The organism is Emticicia sp. GW821-FHT11C11, assembly GCF_058808615.1.
This window is the reverse complement of the sequence record NZ_JBXARV010000002.1, coordinates 119481-142882: the sequence shown is the minus strand read 5'-3', so window position 1 is coordinate 142882 and position 23402 is coordinate 119481. Positions and strand designations below refer to the sequence as shown.

Below are 23402 nucleotides of genomic sequence, written 5' to 3'. Positions count from 1 at the left end.
AATTCCCCTTTAGGGGTTAGGGGCGCATTATGATACGCAATTACTTAAAAATCGCATTTAGAAATCTGACGAAGCAAAAAGGCTTCACTTTTATTAACATTGCCGGGCTGGCCATTGGGCTTACCTGTTTTTTGTTGATTGGTTTGTATGTGAAAGATGAACTGGCCTACGACCGATTCAACAAAAATGCTGACCGCATTTATCGCGTTACCCGAATTTTCAAATCGAACGATGGTACCGTAAGTCTGCATCTGGGACACGTAGCCCCGGCATTTATGCAGCATTTCGAAAACGATTTCTCGCAGGCAGAACAAATCACCAGATTATTCGGCGCCAATGCAGTAATCAACCGTTCGGATAATACCGAGAAGAAATACCAGGAGCAACGCATGTACTTTGCTGAGGCCAATCTGCTGAAGGTATTTTCAATTAACCTGCTATCAGGCAATGCTGATAAGGTGTTGGCTAATCCGCTTACCATAGCCATATCGAAACCTATGGCTGAGAAATATTTCAGCAATGAAGACCCTATAGGTAAACTGTTGAAAATAGACGGTAAACATGATTTTACTGTCTCAGGCGTATTTGAACCGCTACCAACGCAGTCGCATTTTCATGCAGATTTTCTGATGTCGATGAGTACGCTGAATGATGAACGTTTTTATGGCAAAGACAACATGAATAGTGATTGGGGCGGCAACAATTTCGCTACTTATTTTCTGTTGCCGAAAGGGTACGACATCGTCAATATCGAAAAGAGAATCAAACCTTTTCTTGACCAGCACCTGCCGGCGTATGATGGAAGAAAGGGCTCTCAGTATTCTGATCTGACTTTCCAGAAACTGACCGACATACATTTGTATTCTCACCTTGATTCGGAGCATGAAGCGAACGGTAACATCAAATACGTGTATACCTTTTCGGCCATTGCGTTCTTCATTCTGCTCATTGCCTGTATTAACTATATGAACCTGGCTACAGCGCGCTCGGCGGGCAGAGCCAAAGAGGTAGGTTTGCGCAAAGTGGTAGGGGCAGTGCGTTCTCAATTGATTGCGCAGTTTTTGAGTGAGTCGTTGTTACTTACTTTATTTTCCTTAACCATTGCGCTTATTGCAACAGTGCTGTTGATACCTGTCCTGAATGATTTCACTGGTAAAACCTTAACTTTTGGCAGCCTGCTTAATATTCAGTTTATAGCCTTAATTATAGGCATTATCTTTTTTACGGGTGTGTTGGCCGGAAGTTACCCTGCCTTCTTCCTGACGGCTTTTCAGCCGGTAGAAGTATTGAAAGGAAAGATAAAAAATGCTATGCGGAATGGCCGTCTGCGTCAGGTATTGGTGGTAATGCAGTTTTCCATTGCCTGCATTCTGATTATCAGCACAGGTATTATTTATAAACAATTGAGTTTTATGATGCATCAGGATACCGGTTATAAGAAAGACCAGGTGATTGTGATGCGCGTGGGCAATGATAGCTCAGTTGATTTTGAAAGCTTTAAGCAGGAACTGAAACGCCAGGCAGGTGTGAGGAACGTAAGCCATTCGTCACGAACACCGACAGGCCGTTTGCTTGATTCTCAGGGAGCAAAGGTAGCCAAGGGAGATTCTTTGGCACCAACCAGTACTGAAATAAAGGCGCTCTCTGTTGATCACGACTTTCTGTCAACCTACGAAATACCACTGGTAGCAGGAAGGGACTTATCCAGAGAATTTAAGTCTGACGACTCAACAGCCTATATTCTGAACGAAGCAGCGGTGAAATCAATCGGTTGGAAGAACAATGCCGATGCCATTGATGAAACTTTTGAATATGGCGGAAAAAAAGGAAGGGTAATAGGTGTGGTGAAAGATTTTCATTTTGAGTCTTTGCATCAGAAAATCGTACCGATGGTGATGTTCATTAATAAAGGCTGGAGAAGCTGGCTGTCTGTCAAGATGTCGGCGGGAGATTTCCAGAGTACCATTGCAAGTGTAGAAAAAACCTGGAAGACTTACATGCCGAATACGCCTTTCAGCTACCAGTTTTTAGACGAACGATTTAATAAACAATATGAAGCAGAGCAAAAGCAACGGTCGCTATTTATGATTTTTGCCGGGCTTTCCATCTTTATTTCTTGTCTGGGCTTATTTGCATTGGCCGCCTTTATGGCCGAGCAGCGCAGAAAGGAGATTGGTGTCCGTAAGGTATTGGGTGCTTCAATAAGCAGTATTACTTCGCTGTTATCGAAAGATTTTATCAAGCCTGTCGTGATATCCATTCTTATTGCGTCACCGATAGCCTGGTATGCCATGACCAACTGGCTGACAGACTTTGCGTATAAAGTAAACATTGACTGGTGGATTTTCCCCGTTGCCGGTCTGCTGGCTATTGTGATTGCAATACTTACAGTGAGTTATCAGGCCATTTCAGCAGCGCTGATGAATCCGGTAAAAAGCTTGAAGTCGGAGTAACCCCCGGCCCCTAAAGGGGAGCAAAAAAAGAAGTAAGGAAATGTTTAGAGAAAACTGCCTGTCGCTTTGGAAATGTACGGTTTTCTGCAACTCGTAGCGTATTTATTGCATCTATGTAATTGTAAAAGATACCATTAAAAACATAAACCAATGAGAGAGGAACGTGGAAACAGGAGAATGGAAAATGGAATTTATTCCCCTTCTCCTGTCTCCGTTTTCCTTTCCCCATCTACCTAAAATTATGATACGCAATTACTTGAAAATTGCTTTTAGAAGCCTGAGAAAGCAAAAAGGCTTTACTTTTATCAATATCGCCGGATTAGCCATTGGGCTAACCTGCTTTTTGTTGATTGGTTTGTATGTAAAAGATGAATTGAGTTACGACCGATTCAACAAAGATGCTGACCGTATTTACCGCGTTACCCGTATTTTTAAATCAAATGATGGTGCGGTGAGCCTACATTTAGGACACCTGGCCCCTCCTTTTTTGCGGCATTTCAAAAACGATTTTTCAGAGATAGAACAGGCTACCCGATTGTTTGATGCAACCTACGTATTTAATGTATTAAACCGACCGGAAAGCCCTGAAAAAAAATATCAGGAGCCGAATATGTTTTTTGCTGATGCAAATGTATTCAAAGTATTCTCAATTAATCTACTTTCGGGAAACCCTGACTTGGCTTTAGAAAATCCATTTACAGTTGTTCTCTCTAAGCCAATGGCTGAAAAGTATTTTGGTAATGAAAACCCTGTAGGTAAGCTGTTGAAAATAGATAATAAATATGAATTAACAGTTTCGGGCGTATTTGAGCCAATACCAAACCAATCGCATTTTCATGCTAATTTCCTTTTATCAATGAATACACTAAATGATAACAGGATTTTTGGTAAGGAAGGAATGGAGAATGATTGGGGTGGTAATGCCTTCGCTACCTATTTGCTGATGCCTAAAGGATATGATATATCAAAGATAGAAAGTCGGGTAAAATCTTTCCTGGATGAACATATACCTGGTGGCAAAGGGTCTCAGTGGACAGACCTGACTTTCCAGAAACTGACAGATATACACTTACATTCACACTTAGATTCAGAGCATGAAGCGAATGGTGACATCAAGTCTGTGTATATTTTCTCAGCTATTGCCTTTTTTATATTGCTGATTGCCTGCATCAATTACATGAATTTAGCCACGGCTCGTTCGGCAGGCAGAGCCAAAGAAGTAGGTCTTCGTAAAGTAGTAGGGGCTCTGCGCTCACAGCTGATAGGACAGTTTCTAAGTGAATCGTTGCTACTCACTATGGTCTCTTTGGTTATTGCATTGACGGCCATTGTTTTACTGATTCCGGTATTAAATGATTTCGCCAATAAATCTTTGACATTCGGTAGTTTACTGGATGTTCAATTTATTTTAGTGATCCTGGGTGTCATCTTCTTTACAGGCATTTTAGCAGGTAGCTACCCTGCCTTTTTCCTGACGGCTTTTCAGCCGGTAGAGGTTTTGAAAGGGAAAATAAAAAATGCCATGAAGAATGGTCGGCTACGTCAGACCTTAGTAGTGATGCAGTTTTCAATAGCCTGTGTCCTGATAATCAGTACGGTTATTGTCTATAAACAATTGAGTTTCATGCTCACGGAGGATGCCGGATATAAAAAAGACCAGGTTATTGTGATGAAGAATGATAAAAATGCTTCGTTTGATTTTGCGGGTTTCAAACAAGAGTTGAAACGTCAGGCGGGGGTGAAAAATGTAAGTACTTCTTCCAGAACGCCTACAGATCGTTTGCGTGATTTTCAAGGGGCAAAAGTGGAAAAGGGAGATTCTTTGACTCCTACTACTGCTGTAATAAAAGCACTCGGGGTTGACTATGATTTCTTATCGACTTATGAAATAAAAGTAGTGGCAGGTAGAGGTTTTTCAGAAGATTTCAAATCAGATGATTCAGCCGCCTATATTCTGAACGAGACAGCTGTAAAAGCAATTGGCTGGAAAAACAATACAGAGGCCATTGATCAAATATTTGAATATGGAGATAAGAAAGGTAGAATAGTAGGGGTTGTCAAAGATTTTCATTTCGAGTCTATGCATCAGAAAATAGCTCCTATAGTACTGAGTGTCGGTAAAGGGAAGAATCAGTGGCTTTCAATCAAATTAGCTGCCGGAGATTTCCAGCAATCAATTGCTGATATTGAAAAAACATTTAAAGCTTACATGCCTGATGCTCTATTCAGCTACCAGTTCTTAGATGAACAGTTCAATAAGCAATATCAGGCCGAGCAAAAGCAAAGGTCATTATTCATGATTTTTGCGGGTATTTCCATCTTTATTTCTTGTCTGGGTTTATTTGCACTGGCAGCCTTTATGGCCGAGCAGCGTCGCAAGGAAATAGGTGTACGCAAGGTATTAGGTGCTTCGATAGGAAGCATTACCACTTTACTTTCAAAAGATTTTATTATGTTGGTAGTAATTTCTATTCTGATTGCTTCGCCAATTGCCTGGTTTGCTATGAATAGCTGGTTGAAAGATTTTGCATACCGCGTTGATATTGAATGGTGGGTTTTCCCGGCTGCCGGGCTGTTAGCCATACTGATTGCTGTAGCAACAGTTAGCTATCAGGCTATTTCGGCAGCGTTGATGAATCCCGTGAAGTCACTCAAATCTGAATAAATTGTAGAGGGCATGGGGCGAAGGGCAGAGCTTTTGCCCCATGCCCTTACACCTTTGCCATAAGCACAAAAAAAATGCTAAAAAATTACTTAAAAATCGCATGGAGAAGCTTATTGAAAAGCAAGCTCTTTACTGCTCTCAATTTATTAGGGCTAGCGTTAGGTTTGACAGTGTCACTCTTGTTGATGCTGTATGTAAAAGATGAATTATCTTTTGATAAATATCATTCAAACGCCAAAGACATTTACCGGATAGGCGTAACTGCTACTTTCGACAGCAAAAGTGAGAAATGGGCCAATGCACCGAATGTGGTAGGACCCACCCTGAAAAACGAAGTGCCCGAAGTGGTACAGCAAGCCCGTATTTTGCTGAATGATTATGGACAAACGGCCTTTGTAAATCTGGGCGAGAAGAAATTTGCCGAAAAAAAGCTCTACTGGGTAGATGGTACTATCTTCGATATTTTCGATATAAAGTTGTTACAGGGTAACCCGAAGGTGGCTTTACAAGACCCCAATAAAATAGTGCTGAGCCAATCAACAGCCAGAAAGTATTTTGGAGATGAAAACCCGCTCGGGAAAATTGTGAAAGTAGGGAGTAAATACTCAATGGAAGTAACCGGTGTGTATGAAGATTTGCCTCATAACTTTACATTGGATGCCGATTTGATGGGTTCATTTAACAGTGTGGAATGGGCTTCGAAAAACCTGGTATGGAGCAATTCCAGCTATGAAACCTATTTGTTGTTGAGACCTAATACCAGCCAGCAAAAGATTGAGACGCAAATGACGGCCATTCTGGAAAAAAACATCCCCAAAAAAGAAGACCGCTGGTTTAGCCTTTGGCTGCAACCGCTTACCGATATTCACCTCAATTCTGCTGACATTACCAATACAAATACAAAACGTGTAGGCGATGCCGGACAGGTAAAAATACTATTGATTCTGGCGCTGGTTGTATTGATTATTGCGTGCATTAATTATATGAATCTGGCCACAGCACGGTCGCAGAAGCGATTCAAGGAAGTGGGGATTAACAAAACCATAGGTGCTACCAACGGCCAGTTAATCAGCCGTTTTTATACAGAAACCTTGCTGACAGTTTTTCTGGCTTTAGTGCTGGGTCTGGCAATTCTGATATTAATGCTGCCCTTTTTTAATCAACTGGCCGACAAAGCCTTATCTGTCAAAGATGTATTTACACCAGAGGTAGGCCTGGGTCTGTTAGCCGTATATAGCCTTGTTACATTTATTTCAGGATCTTACCCGGCCTTTTACCTGTCTTCTTTTGCTCCGAAAAGCCTGTTGCAGACCTCTGTCAGTAGAAAAACAGGAGCCGGATTATTCCGCCAGTCGCTTGTCGTGATTCAGTTTTCAGCCTCTATTATTCTGATTATCTGCACCTTCATATTTTTCCAGCAACTGCGGTTTATTCAGAATAAAAAACTGGGGTATAATCCGGAGCAGGTAGTAGCGGTGATGACATCTGCTGCCGAGAATAAAGAACAGATTGATGCTTTAATAAACAATTATAAAGGTTTAAGCAATGTAATTGAAGCCACAAGAGCACAGGCTTATCCGGGCTTTGGCGGTAGTGGTCGTTCAATGAGCAAAGCCAATAACCCTAAGGAATCATTCTTTGTGCGCACCAATCGTGTAAATGGTGATTTTGCGAAAGTACTAGACCTGAAATTTCTGGCGGGTAAAACACTGCCGCTTATCAAAGGTGAAAAAGATACTACCGTGCAGATGGTGGTCAATGAAACCACGACAAAACTACTGGGCTACAAAACACCTCAGGAAGCAATCGGTAAGTTTTCAGATGATTTGTTCTGGAACCGCAAGGCTGAAATAGTGGGTGTGGTGCGCGATTTCCACTATGAATCGTTCCATCAGCCTATAGGCTCTTATGTTTTTCATAATAATGACACTGAATCGAGACCATATTTACTGGTAAAAATTAATACGTCTGATTTAGAACAAACCATGAAACAGCTGGAGGTGGCTTTTAAGAAGAGCATTCCGACCTCTGCTTTTGAGTACCAGTTCCTCGACCAGTTTCTGAACACACTTTACAAAGCCGAGACCCAAACTGCCAATGTGGTGTTTGTATTTTCAGGTCTGGCTATTCTTATTGCCTGTCTGGGTCTGTTTGGGCTGGCCGCTTTTACGGCAGAGCAACGTACTAAAGAGATAGGTATCAGAAAAGTATTGGGTGCCTCGGTGGCAGGTCTGACAGCCTTGTTATCGAATGACTTCTTGAAACTGATATTGGTAGCGGTGCTAATAGCCAGTCCGGTAGCTTATTATTTTATGAGTAGCTGGTTGAAAAACTTTGCCTATCAGGTAACTATTGAATGGTGGGTATTTGCAATAACCGGCTTCATTGCTGTTTTCATAGCATTGCTTACCGTAAGCTATCAGGCCCTCAGAGCCGCACTGACAAACCCTGTGAAATCGTTAAAAACTGAATAAAATAGCAGAGGGCATAGAGCCATAGGGCAGAGGTTTTTTGCCCCTTGCGCGGTGCCCTCTGCCCTATGCAAAAACATGAAACTGAAATTTACACTCCGTGTATTAAGCCGGAACAGGCTCTTCACCTTTCTGAATGTTTTCGGTCTGGCCTTGGGCATGGCCGGAGGAATACTGGTTTTTCAGCTGGTGAAATACCATTCAGGCGTAGATGCCTATCATAAAAATGCAGAGAGGATCTACAGGGCAGTGGTAGACCTGCATCTGGAAGATGGTAGTGTGGAGAGAGGGAAGGGAAGTGCGTATCTCTTGCATCAAACCTGGCCGAAGGAGTATCCCGCCATTGAGCGCACTACTTATCTAGCGCACAAGCCCCTTACTATTGCCATAGTTACAGATAAGGAGGTTCGTAAATACTCAGAGAAAGAATCGGCAGCATTTACGAATGCCGATTACTTTAAAATATTCGATTATGAGTGGAAAGCGGGTAGCCCAAAGGTGTTGGATAGCCCTAATCAGGTGGTTTTGACGGAAAGCTACGCAAGGAAATTCTTTGGCAATGCTGTCCCAATCGGCAGGTCTGTCAAGCTGGAAAATAAACAGGAAGTAGTAGTAGCAGGTATATTGAAAGATTATCCGGCCAATACCGATTTCAAAACTGATATTTTTGTTTCGCTGCCCACCTTAAAAACATTGGTACCGGAGTATGGTTACGAAGACTGGGGTTGGATTGACAGCGGCAGAGAAACTTTTGTGTTGCTGCGCTCTAAAGATTTAAAGGATAAGTTTGAAAGCCAGATGCCCGCCTTTTCGAAAAGGTATTACGGAGCCGACAGCGAGATATTCAGATACCACCTGCAGGATTTATCCGATATTCATTTTAATATTGATTACGGTGGGAAAATCAAGAAATCGACCGTCAATTTGCTGATGGGTATCGGTATATTGATGGTAATCATTGCCTGCATTAACTTTATTAACCTCTCAACAGCTCAGTCGTTCAAACGCTATAAGGAAGTTGGAGTAAGAAAAACCCTGGGAAGCTCGCAGGCGCAGATTTTCTGGCAGTTTATCAGCGAAACCGCAGTGGTAGCGTTATTGTCAGGCATACTGGCTGCTGTTATTGCCTATCTGGCTGCTCCTTTTCTTGCGCAATGGCTCGCTACTCCTATCAGTATCAGTCTTTTCTCTGATGCAACACTCTTGAGTTTCATGGCTCTTTTGCTGGTAGCCGTTGTTTTTCTGGCAGGGTTTTATCCGTCTTTGATTATTGCCAATTTTCAGCCTTTGAAGGCATTGAAGAATATCACCGATTTACCTAGAAAATTCACACTTCGTAAAGGGCTGGTTGTAGCTCAATTCGGCATTGCTTGTGTATTGATTGCTGTTTCTATTCTGGTTGTTTTGCAGCTCGACTACCTGAAGAACAAAGACCTTGGCCTGAGAAAAGACCTGATTCTGCAAGTGAGTGTGCCGGATACTGAAACCGGTAAACTACAAACCCTTAAAAATCAATTACAGCAACAGGCAAATGTTGCACATGTATCTTTCTACCGCACGGCACCTACGTCTCAAACCAGTAGCGGGGGGAGCATTAGGTATGAAAACAGAGATTGGGAGAAATTTGTGGCAAGATCTAAAATAGCTGACGAAGCCTACATTGATACCTATGGTATTAAACTGGTAAGCGGCCGTAAACCTGTGGCGTCTGATACCCTCCGGGAGTTACTTGTTAATCAGAAACTGGTGAAAGATTTAGGTTTGAAATCAGCGGAAGAAATCCTGAACAGGAAATTGCTGGTAGGTGACCTGGGCAAAACCGGAACCATAGTGGGCGTAGTAGCCGATTTTAATAATACAGACCTTTATTCGGGCATTGAACCGACCGTTATCTTTTCGTCAAGAGTGCATTATCGAAAAGTGGCTATTCAGCTAAAATCGCTTGATCAGTCTACTGTGCAGACAATAGCCGGATTGTGGGAGCGCTTATATCCTGAACATGTTTTTGAATATACATTTTTCAACGAAGACGTCGCAAGTTTTTATGAGCGTGAAGAATTAATAGGCAACCTGACCAAGACTTTTGCAACACTGGCCGTTTTTATCTCTTGCCTGGGTTTGTTTAGTCTGGCTACTTTTTCAATCAGACAACGCACCAAAGAGATTGGCATCAGAAAAGTGCTGGGTGCCTCTGTATTCAGTATCACTACCTTGCTTTCTCTTGATTTTGTGAAACTGGTTTTCATGTCTCTTGTGGTGGCTATTCCTGTTGCCTATTATTTCATGGCACAATGGCTACAGGATTTCGCCTATCGTGTGTCTATTGAGTGGTGGATATTTGCTGTCACCGGTGCCGTAGCCATTCTGATAGCCATCATGACGATCAGTTATCAGGCCATTAAAGCAGCATTAGTGAATCCGGTGAAATCGTTGAAATCGGAGTAAATTGCGCCCCTAACCCCTAAAGGGGAACTAAAAAAAGGTGGAACAACTATTACCGTTCTACTTTTTACGGATTGTGGGCTATTAAATAAATTATTATTCACTTTTAACTCCCCTTTAGGGGCTGGGGGCATTATGTTAAAGAATTACTTAAAAATCGCAATTCGTAACCTTTTTCGCAATAAGGTTTACAGTTTTATTAACGTAGCCGGGCTCAGCATAGGTCTTGCTGCGGCTATGCTCATCATGCTTTATACTAAAGATGAAGTGAGCTATGATCGCTTCCATGCCAATCATACTAGCATCTACCGGGTTACTACCGAGTGGATTAATCCTGATGGCAGTGTTAAACAGGCGGACGGAACAACAGGATATTTTCAGGGTCCTAAGTTTAAAGAAGGTGTGCCAGAAATTCAGTCGTTTGTACGTTTGAGAAGTAATTTCAGCAATATCCGCCAGGGCAATGAAATCAAAGGATATGGGATGCTTGAGGCGGACTCCAATTTCTTTTCTGTGTTTTCTTTCCCATTGCTGAGTGGAAATGCCAAAACAGCATTGAAAAACCCTAAGACGATTATACTTTCAGACGAAATGGCTGAGAAATTGTTCAAGCGTACTGATGTATTGGGCAAGACAATTGATTTTGTGGAAGATGATAAACTGGTACCATACGAGATAACCGGAGTGGCAATGAAAGCCCCGCAGAACTCTTCTATTAAGTTTGATTTCCTATTGCCTATGATTGTCGGAAAAGAAGAGTACCAGAATAATGAAAACTGGTTTAATTTCTTTCTGAATACATTCGTGGTGCTTCAACCCAATGCGGGTGAGATAGCCGCCGAAGCCAAAATGAAAAGAGTCTATGAAGCAGATGCAAAGGAAACCATCACAAAGATGCTGAAAGACTATGATGTGAAAGAAAAGGCCAGATATACGCTTCAGCCGTTGACAGATATGCACTTGAGCACAAATTTTACGGCGCAGAATGGTTTAACGGATGCCAGCAATCCGACATTCTCGTATATACTGACGGGGATTGCCATCTTCATTTTATTAATTGCCTGTATCAATTTTATTAATCTCACAGTGGCTCGCTCGTTGAAACGTGCGAAAGAAATTGGTATAAGAAAGGTTGTAGGCGGTGAAAGAAAACAATTGATATTTCAGTTTCTGGGTGAGTCGTCTATGTTATGCCTGATAGCCTTTGTGTTGGCGGTAGTAATTGTGCAGAGTGTACTGCCAACTTTCAACCAGTTGTCGAACAAGGCTCTGGCGTTTTCGTATCTGTTCGACATCAGGCTGATTGCTGCTTATGTAGTGCTTTTTGTAATTACAAGCCTGCTGGCGGGTTTTTATCCAGCGCTTGTGTTGTCAGGTTATGACCCCGTAAAGACCCTGTATAGCCGGTTCAACCTGACAGGTAAAAACTACCTGCAGAAAACATTAGTGGTGGTTCAGTTTAGTCTGGCTTCATTTCTGATTATTGCTACCATGACCATCTATTCTCAATTTAACTACCTGACAACCAAAGAATTAGGTTATGATGACAAAAACCTGATAATGGTTGACAAGTGGCGGATGACCCACAGCCAGTCGCAGTTGTTTGTCAATGAATTGAGAAAAGAACCCAATATTGTTGAGGTAGCCCCTAAAAATGCAGGCTCATGGGGAACTGTGGCAAAAGTGAACGGAGATACGCAAATAGATTTTGCCTATGAAACGGTTAACCCGGTTTTCTTGCCTTTGATGAAAATACCTGTATTAGAAGGCCGCAATTTCTCTCCTGATTTCCCTTCTGATTCGACAAAATCGGTTATTGTAAATGAAGCATTTGTGAAAAAAGCAGGATGGAAGAATCCGATTGGGCGGGAAGTGAATTTCTGGTACAACGACCAGAAGTATACTGTAATAGGGGTCGTGAAAAACCACCACTTTAATTCTCTGAGTCAGGAAATTGGTCCGCAGCTGTTTACCATGAAACCCGGCAATATGTATGGGCGTGTATACATTAAAATCAAGCCCGGTTCAGAAACAGCCAGCTTGAAACATATAGAGAAAACGTTCAAAAAGCTTTTCCCTATTAATTCGTATGACTTCAAGTTTATGGAGGAAGTAAATCTGAAAAACTATGAGTCAGAAGCAAAATGGAAACAGATTATGTTGTTTGGTGCTGCGTTAACCATATTTATTTCCTGCATCGGTTTGTTTGGTCTAGCCACCTTGTCGGCAGAGAAACGTACCAAAGAAATTGGCATACGTAAAGTATTGGGTGCTTCAGTAAGCAGTATCGTACAATTACTATCTTCTGACTTCCTTAAACTGGTGAGTTTTTCGTTCATTTTTGCTTTTCCTCTGGCATTTTTTGCGGCGCAGAAATGGCTTGAAAACTATCCGTATCGTATTTCTATCAGTGCTTATATTTTTATAATAACTGCAGCAGTGACTATTGCGGTTGCACTTCTGACGGTAGGAGGTCAGGCCATCAGAGCAGCTTTGATGAATCCGGTGAAATCGTTGAAGAGCGAGTAGTGCAAAAAATAAGACAAACAAAAAGGCAATGGAAACCACCATTGCCTTTTTTAATTCAATTTCAGACCTTATCTTTTCTTATAAATCAGCACTTCTTTTGTGGGGGTACCAACCAGTATTTTTATCTGCTTTTCGTCAATAATAATCCGGGTTGCCTCCTGAAGATTCTTATAATATTCTGTTTCTGCTTTGTTGGCTGCATCAGGACCGGCCATTTCGGTGGTTATCAGTTCCTTGTTTTTGATAGTTCCTGTTTTTTCGTCATAAGTGTATGTGGCACCGAACATATTCACAAAGCTATAGCCACTCACATATAGTTGTGCGGGGTTATCAGGCGCTTTGGCAATATCCATACCCAGTTTTTCTGATCCGGCCGTTTTACTTACCTGATAGCCTTCAAAGTAATAGGCTGTCTTTGCACGTGGATTCAGAGAGTCTTTGCTTGAGGTAGGTGCATATGGGTTATCCGGATTGGTGCTCAGATTGCCGGGCAAGTCTTTTGCCGACATATCTTCCGCTGTTTTTTCGCATGACATCACCACAGCCATGAATCCCAATAATAGCATTAGTTTTTTCATAAAGAATAGATTTAAGGTAATATTTTAAAGACCCTACAATCTTGATAATGGTTGGAATGCTTTCAGGAAATTTTCTGATAGTCAGGCAGTTGCGCAAAAGCGGATGTAATTTAGTACAAAGATTTATCTCACAAAACAATCGTGCATTATGAAAAAGTATGTTACAATGCATATTTTGATGAATGAACAAAGAAAGCCGTAAACAACCGACGAAATTGTGCACAAAAACACTTGTCCGTGAGCGTACTAAATTCGTCCGAAATCGGACAGAATATTTACTTGTGTTTTGGTTTAAGTTGTTGATTATTAGTAAATTGTGTTTTTGGCATGGCTTTGGTTATTTATAAAGTATAATTATGAAATTATGAAAAAGCTATGTTTAAAAACTATCTGAAAATAGCAATAAGGAATCTGCAAAGAAACAAGGTTTATGCATCCATCAATATCATGGGGCTGGCTTTGAGCATAAGTTGTGGAATCCTTATTTTTGCTTTAGTAAAGCACCACCTGAGTTTCGATAATTTCCATCAAAACTCTGACCGTATTTATCGCATCGTTACTGAGCAACATCGCGATAATATTAGTTATACTTTCAGCGTACCTAATCCACTGGGCAAGGCATTCAGAAATGACTATACTTTCGGCGAGAAAGTGGCACGCATCTGTACTTTTGATGAACAACTCATTACCGTAAAACAAGGCAATGAAATCAAGAAATTTAAGGATGAAGAAGGCATAGCTTTTACAGAGCCCGAGTTTTTCGACATCTTTAATTATCCACTTTTACAGGGTGACAAAAAAACTGTTTTAAGCGAGCCTAATACGGCTATCATGACCGAAAGAGCTGCTAAAAAATATTTTGGTGATGAGAACCCTATCAACAAAACCTTTAAGCTCGATAACCGCGTTGAGTTTAAAGTTACAGGGTTGCTTAAAGATTTACCGGCCAATACCGACAGAAGAACGGAAATTTATGCCTCATATCCTACGCTAAAATCTTTTAACGAATGGTCTGCCAGCGATGACTCATGGGGAGGTATTTCAAGCCAAATGCAATGCTTTGTACTACTACGCCCGGGTATTTCTCCGGCACAGGTAGAGAAGGTGATGCCTGCTTATGTAAAAAAATATCGCCCAACTGCTAAAAACGTACACCATTATAAATTCCAGCCATTGGCCGAAATGCATTTTGATGCCCGATACGACGGGCCAATGGATAAGAAAAATCTATGGGTGCTGTCGTTCATTGGTTTGTTCCTGATAATTACTGCCTGTGTAAACTTCGTTAATCTGGCCACGGCACAGGCACTAAAACGTTCGAAAGAAGTAGGTGTAAGAAAAGTACTGGGCAGTTTAAGATTACAACTTTTCTGGCAGTTTATTGCAGAAACCGGCATCATTACCATATTGGGGGCAATAGTTGCTTCAACTTTAGCTTTTTTAGCTTTGCCTTATGTTAACTCATGGTTTAATTCTCAGATCAGCATCAATTTTTTTAATGATGTGTATCTGGCACTCTTCACAGGTTTATTAATTGTAGTAGTTACATTCTTTTCCGGTTCTTACCCTGGCCTTATTCTGGCCGGATTCCAGCCTGTTCTCGCTCTAAAAGGAAAACTATCACAACAAAACATTGGTGGTTTTAACACACGACGTACTTTAATTATTACCCAGTTCGCTATTTCGCAGGTCTTGATTATAGGCATGGTTATTATTGCTAATCAGATGAGATATGCACAACAATCAGACTTAGGCTTTAAGAAAGATGCCATAGTAATGGTTCCAGTAGGATCGGGTTCAAACTTAAGTACACAAAAAACCTTACAGAATCAGTTTGCTGTCATTAATGGTGTAGAAAAAGTATCTATATTTTTCAAACCGCCTGCTTCTAATGCAGGTTGGAGTACCTCTATTAGATTTGATAACAGGGCAGAAGATGAGGTATTCAGAGTAAATATTAAATCAGCCGATGATCAATACGTGCCGACCTTTGGGTTAGAATTACTGGCAGGCAGAAACGTATTTCCTGCTGATAGCATGAGAGAATGTCTGGTGAATGAAACGTTTATTCGTAAACTGAACCTTAGGTCTCCGCAGGACGTAATCGGCAAAACCATATCAATGAATAATGGTAGGATGACTGGCCCTATTGTGGGTGTAATAAAAGATTTTCATGACAAATCTTTTCATGAAGAAATTAACCCGGTTTGTATTGCTGAAATAGCTCCGAATTATGAAACTTTTGGCATTAAATTGAATATGGCCAATGCGCAGTCAACATTAGCCACTGTAGAAAAGATATGGACGAAAGCACATCCTGACCAGATTTATGAATATCAGTTTCTGGATGAAACCATCGCCGAGTTTTATGAAACAGAAAACGTGATGCTGAAATTGATACAGGCATTTTCGGGAATCGCCATTTTCATTGGCTGTCTGGGGCTGTATGGTATGGTTGCGTTCATGGTGTCGCAGAAAACCAAAGAGATTGGCATCAGAAAAGTATTGGGTGGCACAATCCCTCAGATTATCTGGATATTCGGAAAAGAGTTTTCGGGTCTTATTCTGGTAGCGTTCATTATTGCCGCACCATTTGCCTGGTGGTTAATGAGCAGTTGGCTGCAAGACTTTAAGTTTCATATCAATATTGAGGTTGAAGTATTTATCTTAGCCATTATATCCACATTTGTGGTAGCAGCGCTGACAGTAGGTTATCAGGTGGTTAAAGCCGCATTGATGAACCCGGTGAAGTCGTTAAAATCTGAATAAATTGCAGAGGGCAAAGGGCATGGGGCAGAGGTTTTTCTTCCCTAGGCTCTTACCCCTCTGCCCTAAGCAATAAAATGTATGATACGCAACTATTTCAAAATCGCATTCAGAAATCTTGCTAAAAACAAGGTTTATTCTTTTATCAATATTGGTGGGCTAGCCGTAGGCATTTCGGTTTTTTGCCTCATTTCCATGTATGTGCTTGACGAGCTGAGCTATGATAATTTCCACGAAAAATCAGACAGCATTGTGCGGTTGGTACATCATGCAGAATGGGCAGAAGGAGAAGCGCATCATGCCGTTACTTCAGCGGCTTTTGCACCTGCATTGAAAGCCGAATTTCCCGAGGTAAAAGAAGCTGTCAGAATAGTACCCGAAGGTGGCGGCATCATTACCTTTAAAGATAAAACGGTTAATGCTGGTGGCGTTTTCTTTACCGATAAAAATGTGTTTGATGTTTTCACATTCCCATTTATAGCGGGTAATCCTAAAACTGCATTGGCAGAGCCTAACGCAATTGTTATTACAGAAACTTTAGCCAAAAAAATATTTGGTAATGCGCAAAGTGCCCTCAACCAAACTATAGTTTTTGATAAAACAGAACCTAATAAAGTTACGGGGGTCATTCAGGATATCCCCGGCAATACACATTTACAGTTCGAGGGTTTGCGTTCATTGCCTGCAGGTTTTACAGCAGGATGGCAGGCGTCTAATCTATATACTTATTTACTACTGGATAACGGTGTCGATAAAAACACATTGGAAGCCAAACTTCCGGCTTTTGCAAAGAAAACCATCTTGACTGAAATGGCTGTGAATACTTACAAAATGGAATTGCAGCCATTAAGAGATATTCACCTGCATTCTGATTTACAGTATGAAATAAGTGCCAACAATAGTATCAATCGCGTTTATCTGTTTATGGCATTGGCAGGTTTGATATTGATTATTGCTGTCATTAACTATATGAACCTGGCAACAGCCCGAGCCGGATTACGGGTTCGTGAAGTTGGAGTAAGAAAAGCGATTGGTTCTACAGAGGGTAACCTAATGGGCTTGTTTATAGTTGAAGCGCTCACATTCAGTGCTTTAGCTACCATTATTGCTGCTATTTTAATAAGTGTTTTGCTTCCGTTTTTCAATCAGCTGGCAGGTAAATCTCTAGAACTGAGCGGTTTTGGGGTTATTCCTGCCATAGGCAGTTTAGTTGTAATAAGTCTGTTGGTTGGTTTCCTGAGCGGCAGTTATCCTGCATTTTTCCTTGCCAGGTTCAGAACTATTCTTGCCTTAAAAGGCCTGACCGGAAGTTTGAATCAAAGCATTATTTTCAGGAAATCTTTGGTAGTGTTCCAATTTGTATCAACCATCGTTCTGATAGCCGGTGCCTCGATTATTTATCAGCAATTACAATTCTCAGCAAACAAAGACCTCGGATTTAACAGAAAACAGGTAGTAACAGTACATATTGACGACAGAAACGTGCGGTCGAAAGTGGTTGCGCTTAAGAATCAGCTGATGAAAAACCCTTTGATAGAAAATGTGGCTACGGCGGGTAATCCTATCGGCAATAATAATCTGGGTCAGACTCCCTATTATTTCGAAAAAGCAGATGGTACTATTGCTACCAATTCAAAAATAGTGCAAGAGCTTATAGTGAATGCCTCATTCATACCTACGATGGACATAAAGATGCATTTGGGTAATAATTTTTCAGAAAACAGCGCAAGCGATACTACAGGTGCTGCGCTGATCAATGAAACCTTAATGAAAGAACTTGCATTTCAGAATCCGATAGGAAAAAGAGTTCAGGTTAAAATCAATGACAAAGGTGATGTTGCCGAAAGAAAAATAATTGGTGTATTCAAAGATTTTCATACGTATTCGTTGCAACACAAGGTAGAGCCTATGGTGCTGGTAATGCCTGTGCGGGCCAGTATGGAAGACAATTTGTACATTAAAATTAATACTTCAAAAACTAAGGAAGCATTAACGCATATTGAAAAAACTTTCCGCGAGTTTGACAAAGCTAGTCCAATTGAAATCAGTTTTCTGAATCAGAATTTTGCCAGACAATACGAGTCGGAGCAAAAACAAGGAACGTTATCGCTGTATTTTGCTACTATTTCTGTACTACTGGCTTGCCTTGGTTTATTTGGTCTGGCTGCGTTTACAGCACAGCAACGGGTAAAAGAAATTGGCGTACGAAAAGTGCTGGGTGCCAGTATTGGATCAATATTCATTTTGCTGAACAAAGATTTTATAAAACTGGTGTTGATAGCCTCTGTGATAGCTATACCATTAGCCATGTTTCTCATGAATAAATGGCTTCAGAACTTTGCCTATAAAATCGAAATTCAGTGGTGGGTATATGTAGGTGCGGGCATTATCTCTTTGTTAATCGCTTTGGCAACAGTAAGTTATCAGGCCATCAAAGCAGCGTTGATGAATCCGGTAAAATCATTGAAAACAGAATAGCACAGGGCAAGGGGCAGAGGGCAAAAACCTTTGCCCTCTGCCCCTTGCCTCTTTGCCCTAAGCATACAAAATTATGATATTCAACTACTTCAAAATAGCATTCAGAAACCTTACCAAGAACAAGGTTTATTCGTTCATCAACATTGGTGGGCTGGCTGTGGGTATGTCAGTAGCTATACTGATTGGGCTATGGGTTTATGATGAACTTTCGTACAATAAATACCATAAAAACTATGACTCAATTGCTCAGGTAAAAAACCGCGGCACCGACCCCAACACAGGTATTACCCGTAGTGGAGATGCCCTGCAGTTTCCGCTGGGTACAGCGCTTAAAAATAACTATAAGCATTATTTTAAGCATGTAGTGAAGGCATTCTGGTTTGGTGATTATACGCTTTCAACCACCAATGATAAATTTCCGAAAAGAGGTGAATTTATTGAAGGGGAGGTAATAGACATGTTATCGTTGAAAATGCTGAAAGGAAACACCGCAGCATTACAGGATCCTCATTCAATTATACTTTCAAAGTCTACTGCCGATGCTATTTTCGGAAGTGAAGACCCGCTGAACAAAAGCCTGAAAATAGATAACCGCATGGATGTGGTAGTACGGGGTGTATTTGAAGACCTGCCTAAAAACAATCGTTTCAGTGAGATACAGTTCTTTTCGCCGTGGTCATTGTGGGTGTCATCCAACGACTGGGTAAAGCAATGTGAGAACGAGTGGAACAATAGTTCGTTCAATGTATATGTGCAGTTACAACCCGGCGTAACCATTGAAGATGCAACCGCAGGATTAAAAGGTTTTTATGAGAAAGATCCACCGGCTAATATTGTAAAAGACTGGCGTAAATATAAACCGGGGATGATTCTTCACCCTATGAGTAAATGGCATTTATATTCTGAGTTTAAAAACGGCGAGGTAGTAGGTGGCCGCATTACGTTTGTATGGTTGTTTGGCATTGTGGGCATATTTGTGCTATTGCTGGCCTGTATCAATTTCATGAACCTCAGCACAGCCCGTTCTGAAAAACGCGCCAAAGAAGTAGGTATCCGTAAGGCCATAGGTTCCATCAGGCTGCAATTGGTGCAGCAGTTTCTGAGCGAGTCGTTTTTGGTTGTGTTATTTGCCTTTGTATTGGCTATGAGCTTTGTAATTTTGTCTTTATCCTGGTTTAATGAACTGTCTGATAAAAATATGTCGGTACCCTATACCAATCCGATATTCTGGTTATTAAGCGCAGCATTTATCACATTTACGTCCTGTCTGGCAGGTTTATATCCGGCATTTTATCTTTCATCTTTCCAACCGATTAAGGTTCTGAAGGGTACTTTCAAATTAGGGCGCTTTTCTTCTTTGCCCCGCAAGGTATTGGTGGTACTACAGTTTACGGTATCCGTAGTTCTAATTGTAGGCACTATAGTGGTTTACAGACAGATAGAACATGCACGCAACCGGCCGATTGGATACGAGCGAGAAGGACTCATCAAGGTAGCATTGAACGATCCGAATTACCAGGGTAAACAGGATGTAATCAAAAACCAATTGTTGAATACAGGCATGGTGGCCGACATGGCGCTTTCATCAAGCCCTTTGACAGAAATATGGAGCAATGCCGGTGGATTTGATTGGAAAGGCAAAGACCCGGAACTGGCTTCTGATTTCGGTGTAATTAATGTAACTCACGATTTCGGCAAACTCATTAACTGGGAAATGAAAGATGGCAGGGATTTTTCAAGAAAATTTGCTACTGACTCAAACACCGTTATTATCAACGAAACGGCTGCCAAATATTTAGGTCTTAAAAACCCTGTAGGTGAATTTATAAGTAACCAGGATGGAGATGGGAAAAGAAGCTGGCAGATTATTGGAGTTGTGAAAGACCTAGTGATGCAGTCACCTTATGAGCCCGTTAAGCGTTCGTTTTACTTCCTTGATCCGAAGTATGCTGATGTAAGTCAGATGATTATTAAGATGAAGCCAAGTGTTAGTGCCAATGAAGCATTGCCTAAAATTGAGGCGGTTTTTAAAGAAATTGTACCCTCGGCTTTATTCGATTATAGGTTTGTAGATCAGGAGTACGGTAAGAAATTCAGTCAGGAAGAGCGCATCGGTAAACTGGCAACGTTTTTTGCGCTGTTAGCTATTTTTATTTCCTGCTTAGGTTTGTTTGGGCTGGCTTCTTTCGTAGCAGAGCAGCGGACCAAAGAAATCGGTATCCGCAAGGTATTAGGAGCCACTGTAACCAATCTGTGGCAAATGCTCTCTAAAGACTTTGTAGTGCTGGTGGTTATCTCATGTGTGATAGCCGCACCGATTGCCTACTATTTCATGAACGAGTGGTTACAGAAATACACTTATCATACCGAAATATCGTGGTGGATATTTGCCTTAACGGGTGCGGGTGCACTGTTTATTACTTTGTTAACAGTAAGTTATCAGGCAGTGAAAGCCGCCTTGATGAATCCGGTAAAGTCTTTGAAATCAGAATAAATAGCATAGGGCATGGGGCAGAGGGCATAGGTATTTGCCCTTTGCTCTTGCCCCTCTGCCCTTACCCTCAAAAATTATGATACGCAATTACTTGAAAATCGCCTGGAGGAACCTTGTGAAGAGCAAGGTATACTCATTTATTAATGTCTTTGGTTTAGCTGTAGGAATGGCTGTGGCCATACTGATTGGGCTTTGGATAAACGACGAGATGTCGGCCAATAAGCACCATGCCAATTATGCTACGCTCTACCAGATAAAAATGCATCAGACCTTTGATGGGCGCAGAGGTACGCAGGATGCTATCCCTTTTCCAATGGGAGAAGAACTGAAATCCAAATACCCCGATTTCAAAGGTGTGGCCATGTGCGACTGGGGCAGTACCCGTTCGCTGGTAGTAGGAAACCAGAAGTTTCTCAAATTCGGGCACTTTATTGGTTCCGACGCTGTGGATATGTTCAGCATTCAGGTAACCAATGGTGATAAGCAACCCCTGAAAGAGCCCTATTCAATAGTGCTGACGGAAGAGACCGCCCAGGTGCTTTTTGGTAAACAAGATCCTGTCGGCAAAGTAGTCAGGGTTGATAATACGATGGATTTGAAAGTAACCGGTGTTGTAAAAAAACAACCTAAGAATGCCTCATTGCAATATGACTATCTGATACCATGGCAATTGCAGGAAAAAATATACGAATGGATTCCTAAATTCCATAAAACCAACTGGGGTAATAACTCGTGGCAGGCATTTGTGCAGTTGAAAGACGGTATACAACCGGAAAAAACCAACGCCAAAATAAAGAATATTGTCCTTGACCATTTCAAGGAAGACCAACTGATGCAGAAGAGCATCAAACCAGAGGTGTTTGTTCATCCGATGGAAAAATGGCGCTTGTATTCTGATTTCACCGAAGGTAAAAACACAGGCGGATTTATCAGATACGTCAGGCTTTTTGGTATTTTCGGCATCTTCGTTCTGGTAATTGCCTGTATCAATTTCATGAACCTGAGCACCGCACGTTCTGAAAAACGAGCGAAGGAGGTGGGTGTCCGCAAGGCAGTTGGTTCAGCTCGCAAACAGTTAATCAGCCAGTTTTTGAGTGAGTCTATTCTCATTGCTTTCATGTCTCTGGCTTTGGCTATCGTTTTGGTTGCTATTTCATTGCCATATTTTAATAAAATGACCGAAAAGCAGATGTCAATGGAGCTTGCTAATCCGGTTTTCTGGATAATCATGCTGGCATTTACACTCTTCACGGGTCTGCTTGCGGGCAGCTACCCTGCGCTTTATCTGTCATCGTTCAATCCGGTGAAGATTCTGAAAGGAGGTATTCATGTAGGTAAAAACGCTTCTCTTCCTCGTAAAATACTGGTAGTGCTGCAGTTTACTTTTTCTATCGTGTTGATGATCGGCACGGTTATTATTTACCAGCAAATCCAGTACGCCAAAAACAGACCTATTGGTTTTAGCAGCAAAGGATTGATTGCTATTGAAAGTTCGAGTGATTTAATCAGAAATTACGATGCACTTAATAATGAGTTGTTGGCTACCGGTGTTGTTTCATCAATTTGTAAGACTAATTCACCACCCACTGATATTTATAGTAATAATAATGGCTGGGAGTGGAAAGGCTCTACTCCGGAAGACAAATCGGCCATTTTCAATACCATTGCTACTGATTTTAATTACGTCAAAACCATTGGGGTCAAATTAAAAGAAGGAAGAGATTTTTCCAGAGAATTTTCTACCGATTCTGTTGGGGTGATACTTAACGAAGCAGCTGTGAAACGTATGGGGCTTAAAAACCCTGTGGGAGAAATAGTGAAATGGAATGGCAAAGAAAGACGCATAGTGGGCGTAGTAGCAAATGTGTTGATGGAGTCGCCTTTCAGAAATATTTCGCCCTTAACCATTGTCTTTGAAAAAGGCTGGGTAAACTTTGTAAATGTCCGCCTCAATCCTAACGTTTCAAGTGCGCAGGCTATTAAACAGATACAACCGATTTTCGACAAGTATAATCCGGGCTTCCCATTCGATTATAAGTTTGCAGATAGTGAATACCTGAGAAAATTCAACTATGAAGAGCTAATTGGTAACCTGGCTGCCATTATATCGGCACTAGCCATATTCATCTCGTGTCTTGGTCTTTTTGGACTGGCATCTTTCATGGCAGAACAGCGCAAGAAAGAAATCGGTGTTCGCAAGGTGCTGGGAGCAAGTGTGATGAATTTGTGGGGGCTGTTATCTAAAGATTTTGTGAAGCTGATTGTTATATCTTGTGTCATTGCATCGCCTATTGCCTGGTATGCCATGTCTGAATGGTTGAAAGAATATAGTTATAAAATAGATATCGGAGTGGGAGTATTCCTTTTGGTACTCATAGTCGCCATGCTGGTTACCTTACTCACAGTGAGCTATCAGGCCATTAAAGCCGCATTGGCTAATCCGGTGCAAAGTTTGAAAACAGAATAAATTGCATAGGGCAGGGAGCATAGAGCAGAGGTTTTTCTTCCCTATGCCCCATGCCCTTT

Annotated in this window: 10 protein-coding genes; 9 read left to right on the top strand and 1 reads right to left on the bottom strand. The window is 41.4% G+C overall.

Annotated elements, in window-relative coordinates:
- Positions 1 to 29: 29 nt before the first annotated feature.
- The 5 genes from AC1RRY_RS10530 to AC1RRY_RS10510 all read left to right on the top strand — a co-directional run bounded on the left by AC1RRY_RS10530 (position 30) and on the right by AC1RRY_RS10510 (position 12560).
- Positions 30 to 2453, top strand: coding sequence for an ABC transporter permease (locus AC1RRY_RS10530; protein ID WP_492821074.1), 2424 nt, complete (start codon positions 30 to 32; stop codon positions 2451 to 2453).
- A gap of 241 nt (positions 2454 to 2694) precedes the next feature.
- Positions 2695 to 5118 carry an ABC transporter permease gene (locus AC1RRY_RS10525; protein ID WP_492821076.1) on the top strand — a complete coding sequence of 808 codons (2424 nt, stop codon included), beginning with the start codon at positions 2695 to 2697 and terminating at the stop codon, positions 5116 to 5118.
- A 74-nt stretch (positions 5119 to 5192) separates the two neighbouring features.
- Entirely contained in the window at positions 5193 to 7592 is a 2400-nt protein-coding gene (locus AC1RRY_RS10520; RefSeq protein WP_492821078.1) for an ABC transporter permease, read from the top strand.
- 75 nt (positions 7593 to 7667) lie between these two features.
- The gene (locus AC1RRY_RS10515) at positions 7668 to 10034 is read left to right on the top strand and encodes an ABC transporter permease (RefSeq protein WP_492821080.1); all 2367 of its coding nucleotides are present in this window, start codon (positions 7668 to 7670) and stop codon (positions 10032 to 10034) included.
- 132 nt (positions 10035 to 10166) lie between these two features.
- Entirely contained in the window at positions 10167 to 12560 is a 2394-nt protein-coding gene (locus AC1RRY_RS10510; RefSeq protein WP_492821082.1) for an ABC transporter permease, read from the top strand.
- A 68-nt stretch (positions 12561 to 12628) separates the two neighbouring features.
- Here the strand turns inward: AC1RRY_RS10510 and AC1RRY_RS10505 are convergent, their stop codons facing one another.
- Positions 12629 to 13138: an META domain-containing protein gene (locus tag AC1RRY_RS10505; RefSeq protein ID WP_492821084.1), complete on the bottom strand. Its 510-nt coding sequence runs from the start codon at positions 13136 to 13138 to the stop codon at positions 12629 to 12631.
- A gap of 375 nt (positions 13139 to 13513) precedes the next feature.
- Here AC1RRY_RS10505 and AC1RRY_RS10500 point away from each other — a divergent pair, with 375 nt between their 5' ends.
- From AC1RRY_RS10500 to AC1RRY_RS10485, 4 genes are all read left to right on the top strand, one after another.
- The gene (locus AC1RRY_RS10500) at positions 13514 to 15907 is read left to right on the top strand and encodes an ABC transporter permease (protein ID WP_492821086.1); all 2394 of its coding nucleotides are present in this window, start codon (positions 13514 to 13516) and stop codon (positions 15905 to 15907) included.
- 78 nt (positions 15908 to 15985) lie between these two features.
- Positions 15986 to 18382: an ABC transporter permease gene (locus AC1RRY_RS10495; RefSeq protein ID WP_492821088.1), complete on the top strand. Its 2397-nt coding sequence runs from the start codon at positions 15986 to 15988 to the stop codon at positions 18380 to 18382.
- A gap of 73 nt (positions 18383 to 18455) precedes the next feature.
- Complete coding sequence (locus AC1RRY_RS10490) at positions 18456 to 20876, top strand: ABC transporter permease (protein WP_492821090.1); 2421 nt, start codon at positions 18456 to 18458, stop codon at positions 20874 to 20876.
- Positions 20877 to 20952: 76 nt separating this feature from the next.
- The gene (locus AC1RRY_RS10485) at positions 20953 to 23343 is read left to right on the top strand and encodes an ABC transporter permease (protein ID WP_492821092.1); all 2391 of its coding nucleotides are present in this window, start codon (positions 20953 to 20955) and stop codon (positions 23341 to 23343) included.
- Positions 23344 to 23402: the final 59 nt, after the last annotated feature.